The sequence below is a fragment of the Arthrobacter sp. Br18 genome (assembly GCF_000520555.1).
Taxonomy (GTDB): Bacteria; Actinomycetota; Actinomycetes; order Actinomycetales; family Micrococcaceae; genus Arthrobacter_D.
The window spans coordinates 70,906-76,974 of the sequence record NZ_KI914877.1; the positions used below are offsets into that span (position 1 = coordinate 70,906).

Sequence of the window (6,069 nt, forward strand, 5' to 3'; positions counted from 1 at the left end):
GCGAGCATCGCGACCACCGCCACGTACGATCCCGCCACTGAAGAGTTTGTCATCAACACCCCCTTCCGCGCGGCGTGGAAGGACTACATCGGCAATGCCGCCATCGACGGCCGCGCCGCCGTCGTCTTCGCCCAGCTCGTCTCCGGTGGGGTGAACCGTGGTGTGCACGGCTTCTACGTGGAACTCCGCACTCCCGAGGGTGGTTTTCTGCCCGGCGTGGGCGGCGAGGACGACGGGCTGAAGGGCGGGCTCAACGGCATCGACAACGGCCGCCTCCACTTCACCGGGGTCCGGGTGCCCCGGACCAACCTCCTCAACCGCTACGGCGACGTTGCCCCGAACGGGGACTACTCCTCGCCGATCGCCTCTCCCGGACGACGGTTCTTCACGATGCTCGGAACCCTCGTCCAGGGTCGGGTCTCGCTGGACGGCGCGGCAGTGGCGGCCAGCAAGCTGGCGCTGACGGCCGCCATCACCTACTCGACGCAGCGCCGTCAGTTCAATGCCTCCTCCGATCTGTCGGAGGAGGTGCTGATGGACTACCAGCGCCACCAGCGGCGCCTGCTCCCCCGCCTTGCCGCAACGTATGCCGCCTCGTTTGCGCACGAGGAGCTGTTGGAAAAGCTCGACGGCGTATTTTCCGGCTCGCACGACACCGACGAGGACCGCCAGGATCTCGAGACACTCGCCGCCGCCTACAAGCCGTTGTCCACCTGGTTGGCCCTGGACACGCTGCAGGAATGCCGTGAAGCAACCGGGGGCGCGGGTTTCCTCGCCGAGAACAGGTTCACCTCGCTGCGCGCCGACCTCGACGTGTACGCCACCTTCGAGGGGGACAACAACGTCCTGCTGCAACTCGTGGCCAAGCGGCTGCTCGGCGATTACGCGAAGGAGTTCAAGGACATGGACTTCGGCGTGCTCGCCCGGTACGCCGCCACGCAGGCCGGACGGACGCTCCACCGCTCGGGGCTGCGCAGGGTTGCCCAGACCGTCGCGGATTCCGGGTCCGAGAAGAAGTCCGCCATCGCACTGCGCGACGAGCATACGCAGCATGAGCTGCTCTCGGACCGGGTCTCGAGCATGGTGGCCGAACTGGCCGGAGAGCTGCGCGGAGCGAAGAGCATGTCGAAGGAGAAGGCCGCCGCGCTGTTCAACGAGCACCAGAACGACCTCATCGAGGCGGCGCGGGCCCACGCCGAGCTGCTGCAGTGGGAAGCGTTCACCCGTGGGCTCAAGGACCTGAAGGATCCGGGTACCCGGCAGGTGATGACCTGGGTGCGGGATCTCTTCGGACTCTGCCTCATCGAGAAGAACCTCGCCTGGTACCTCATGAACGGACGCCTTTCAACGCAGCGTGCGCGGACGCTCAACGCCTATATCAACCGTCTGCTCGCGAAGATCCGCCCGCACTCCCTGGACCTCGTCGAGGCCTTCGGATACGGCCCCGAGCACATCCGCGCTGCCATCGCGACCGGCGCGGAGCAGGAGCGCCAGGATGAGGCCGCCGCATACGCGCGCCGCATGCGGGCGAGCGGAACGTCGGTCATCGACGAGAAGACCCTTTTGGCACGGCAGGCAGAGATCCGGAAGCCGGGAACGGCATCCGGCAGGAAGTCGGCCTAGAGGACACCCGCATACACGTCGAGGGTGGCCTTCGCTATCGATCCCCAGTCGAAGTGCTCTTCGGCACGCCGTCGGCCCTCGGCACCCATGCGCCGGGCGCGCTCCGGATCCGATACCAGTTCGGTGAGCGCGGCCGCGAAATCCGAGACGAACTTCTCCGGATCCAGCGGGGTCCCGGTGCCGTCGGAGACCTGCTCGAGGGCCACGAGCGTGCCGGTCACGCCGTCCTGCACCACCTCGGGGATGCCGCCGGTGGCGCTCGCCACCACTGCCGCCCCACAGGCCATGGCCTCGAGGTTGACGATCCCCAGCGGCTCGTAGATGGAGGGGCACGCGAAGACCGTTGCGGAACTCAGCACCTGGATGAGTTCCCGGCGTGGCAGCATCCGCTCGATCAGGATGACCGAGCCCCGCTGCTCCCGGAGCGTGTCGATCAGGACCTCGGTCTCGGCAGCCAGCTCCCTGGTGTCAGCCGCCCCCAGGCAGAGCACGAGCTGCACATCGGGCGGCAGCTGGGCTGCCGCCCGGAGCAGGTAGGGGACTCCCTTCTGGCGGGTGTTCCGTCCCACGAAGACCACACTGGGACGGGACCGATCGATGCCGAGGGCGGTGACGGCGTCGTCGTTCTCATCCCGGGTCCACTCGCCCACGTCGATCCCGTTGTGGACCACGTGGACCTTTGCCGGGTCGACGTCGGGATAGCTGCGCAGGATATCGGCCCGCATGCCGGCCGACACGGCGATCACCGCTGCCGCAGCCTCATACGATGTCCTCTCGACCCAGGAGGACAGGGCGTAGCCGCCGCCGAGCTGCTCCGCTTTCCAGGGCCGCAGCGGCTCAAGGCTGTGGGCACTCAGGACATGGGGGATTCCGTGCAGGAGCGACGCCAGGTGGCCGGCCATGTTGGCGTACCAGGTGTGCGAATGCACCAGGGACGCGCCGGCGATATTACCGAGCATTTCCATATCGGTGCCCAGTGTCTGCACCGCGGCGTTGGCGTCCGCCAGACCGGGAGGTACGCCGTAGGACCACACTCTCGCGCCGTGGTAGTCCGCCGGACGGTCCGCCCCGAAACAATGCACGTTGAGGTCGACGTGCGGTGCCAGGACCCGGCTCAGCTCCGCCACGTGCACCCCCGCGCCGCCATAGATCTCGGGGGGGAATTCCTTTGACACAATATCTACTCGCACTCCCCCAACGTAGTGCAGTGCGCCCCAGTCCTCTAGTGTGAAGTGAATCCGCCTTACCAGGGCGGACGGAACGGCAGATGCGCACACTCAAGGAAGAGCAGGGGGTCATTCGTGGCACTGAAGAAAGTACTCGCGGTAGTACTGGCAGGCGGCGAGGGCAAAAGACTCATGCCGTTGACAGCGGACCGGGCAAAACCGGCTGTGCCCTTCGCGGGCAGCTATCGGCTCATCGACTTCGCTCTCTCCAACCTCGTGAATTCCGGGTACCTCCAGATCGTGGTCCTCACCCAGTACAAGTCCCACAGCCTCGACCGGCACGTCTCCGAGACCTGGCGCATGTCGACGCAGCTCCAGCAGTACATCGCCTCGGTGCCTGCCCAGCAGCGCCGCGGAAAGAGCTGGTTCCTCGGAAGCGCGAACGCGATCTACCAGTCCCTGAACCTCATCTATGACGCCCAGCCGGATATCGTGGTGGTCATCGGCGCCGACCATGTGTATCGCATGGACTTCGAGCAGATGGTGAACGCGCATGTGGAAAGCGGTGCGTCGGTGAGTGTCGCGGCGGTCCGCCAGCCCATGAACCTGGTGGACCAGTTCGGCGTGATCGAAGTCGACAAGAACAACCCGGGGCGAATCGCGGCATTCGTCGAGAAACCCGAGTCCACCCCGGGCCTGCCCGACGATCCGAACAGTTTCCTCGCGTCGATGGGCAACTACGTGTTCACGGCTGATGCCCTGGTCAAGGCCCTCGAGGAGGACGCCGCGCGCCTGAACACCAAGCACGACATGGGCGGGGACATCATTCCCTACTTCGTGGAACGTGGCGACGCCGCCGTCTACGACTTCACCACCAACATCATCCCGGGCTCCACCGAGCGGGACCGCCAGTACTGGCGTGACGTCGGCACGATGGACTCCTATTACGAGGCGAACATGGACCTCATCTCCCCGCTCCCCCTGTTCAACCTGTACAACCTGCAGTGGCCCATCTACACCCGCCAGAGTGTCTCTCCCCCGGCCAAATTCGTGCGCAGCGCGTCCGGGCAGTCGGGCGAGGCCCACGACTCGATCGTGTCAGCGGGCGTGGTGATCTCCGGCGGCACGGTCCGCAGTTCCATCCTCGCCACCGACGTGTTCATCGACCAGGGAGCGGAGGTCACCGGCTCCGTCCTCCTTGACAAGGTATCGGTGGGTGCCGGCGCCGTGGTGCGCAAGGCGATCATCGACAAGAACGTGAAAATTCCCGCGGGCGCCTCAGTGGGTGTGGACCGCGACCTGGACCTCAGGCGCGGCTTCGCGGTGACCGACTCGGGGCTCACGATCGTGCGGAAGGGGCAGGCCGTGCCTGCCGCCTGAGAGGCACCGAACCAGTAGAGTCTTTTCTCGGACAGTACCGGTCGCCCGGTAGAGGGCGGCAGGGGGACGGGGACGCGCGTGAACGGGGACGACGAGGCCGAGCGCGTTGCAGCGGTGGAACGGCTCGGTGCCGTCGCCCGTGCCGGCGCCCGGGACGGCGCGGAGGGCGCCCGGGATCTGGATTACGCCCTCCGGTTCCTCGAGGAGCTGGACCTCCGGACGCTGCGGGAGATCGACCGTGACCTGGCCCGCACCGACAGCCTGATCAGCAGGCCGGCCTCCGGGGTGCCGGGCCTCGCCGCGTTCCTGGGCGGCCGATACGCCGCGGCGCTCCCTTCCTCCCGCTACCATTCGATGACGCCGGTGGCGCAGCTCGAGGCCGATCTGCTGGACACCCTGGTCTTCCGCGAAATACTGCTTGCCCACGGGGACATCATGTTCCACCGGGCAGTCCGCGGAGTCCGGAACGCCCTCGGGCTGCCCCCGCACGGCAGCCTCGCGACGACGGGATTCGCCCGGTGCGGGGCCCTGAGCATGTTCCTTCTGCTCGACGTCGCGGTGTCCCTTGCGGGGGTGCAACTGAGCCGCACCTCCGCCCACATCACCGCGTCCATGGGCTACTCCGGGATCGACGCCTACGCGGGCGCCCTCGACAACTGCCACTTCATGACCACCGGATTCGCCCGGTATCTCCTGCGGCATCGGCCCGGTCCGGACAGGCTCGTGGCGATGATGGCACGTGGGCGGCTGGACGCCTTCGGAATCTCGCCCACGGACCTTGACAAGGACCGGTTGCGTGCCGAGCTCTCGAAGCTGCGGGACCGCCTGCCCGTTCTCAGCGATGCGTATTCCTCCTGGCAGTCCCCGAAGAACGCCGCCCGCGCGCGCCCGCCGGCCACCGCCGGGCGGAACGACGACGTCCGGCTGTCCTTCGCCGTCTCCCCGCGCCCGGGCGCCCCCCGAACCGCTGGTGAGGCTGCCGGGCAGCAGCTGTCCCGCCGGGACTGGACACTCCGGGTACGGAACCGCAAGGCCCTGCTTGCAACCGTCTCTGCGGCCGTATCGATCGCGCTCTCCTGGTGGTCGGCGCTGGCGGCCTCGCAGGACCCGTCGGCCAGCCTCGTCCTGTTCGCAGGACTGATGGGGGCTGTCGCTGCCATCGCCTCCGCCGTCCTGCTCGACTCCCGGGCCGGGGCCTTTTTCCAGGCAGCCGACGGGCTGAGCGATTACACCGTGCTGCAGGGCCGGCGTGACGCGCAGTTCCTCGGCGCCCTGCGCGTGCTGCGACCGGACGTCTTCGCCGGCGCCCGGCACGCCGGCCTCCCCCGCCTCGTCACCGTAGTGGTCGAGCGCAACGGCGTCCTGTTCCTGGGACGGGGCACACGGCCCCGCGTCGTCGCGTCGTTCCACTGGCTGCACGTACCGAAGGTCATAGCGCCGGCGGATCCGTCCGCGGCCGTCGGCGAATCACCCCACCGGGTGGCCTTTGAAGTTCGCCGGTGCGGAGCCGACGTGGTGCTCGGCTTCCCACTCGAACGGGCGAAGGTGGCCTGGACCCAGCGCGACTACCTTGTGAACAGTCCGTTGGAAGCAGTGCTGTCGGGGCTGCAGGGCCTGCGGTACGCCTGGGCGCTCCGTCCGACCGGCACGCGGAACGGTGCCGGTCGGAACGACAGCTCCGACCGCATCGGTCTGCTGAGCGCCGGCTTCGACAAGATCTCGGGGACCCCATACGAGCGCGAGGCCCTGGACTGGGAGTTCAGCGCGCGCACGCCGCTCGAATTGCGCGGTGCGTTCGCGGCCCGCCGTGAGCAGGCCGTGCTGGGGGCGGTCTCCGTTCTGGCGCTTGGATGCGTCCTCGCCCCGCCGCTGCTGTTCCAGCTCGCGGGCTAGGCTCGGC

General features: G+C 67.9%; 4 protein-coding genes. 3 read left to right on the forward strand and 1 reads right to left on the reverse strand.

Annotated elements, in window-relative coordinates:
- Positions 1-1,623 (forward strand): acyl-CoA dehydrogenase family protein (locus Y704_RS21165; RefSeq protein ID WP_035772708.1); only part of this gene is annotated, 1,623 nt, incomplete at its 5' end.
- On the opposite strand, the gene glgA is transcribed toward Y704_RS21165, so the two are convergent.
- Positions 1,620-2,813, reverse strand: a complete 1,194-nt coding sequence (gene glgA, locus Y704_RS0112915; RefSeq protein WP_035772709.1) for a glycogen synthase — start codon at positions 2,811-2,813, stop codon at positions 1,620-1,622. The two genes, Y704_RS21165 and glgA, sit on opposite strands and share 4 nt — an antisense overlap.
- Before the next feature lie 111 nt (positions 2,814-2,924).
- On the opposite strand from glgA, the gene glgC reads away from it, so the two are divergent.
- Complete coding sequence (gene glgC, locus Y704_RS21170; protein ID WP_035772710.1) at positions 2,925-4,169, forward strand: glucose-1-phosphate adenylyltransferase; 1,245 nt, start codon at positions 2,925-2,927, stop codon at positions 4,167-4,169.
- Positions 4,170-4,247: 78 nt separating this feature from the next.
- Complete coding sequence (locus Y704_RS0112925; RefSeq protein WP_026550426.1) at positions 4,248-6,062, forward strand: hypothetical protein; 1,815 nt, start codon at positions 4,248-4,250, stop codon at positions 6,060-6,062.
- Positions 6,063-6,069: the final 7 nt, after the last annotated feature.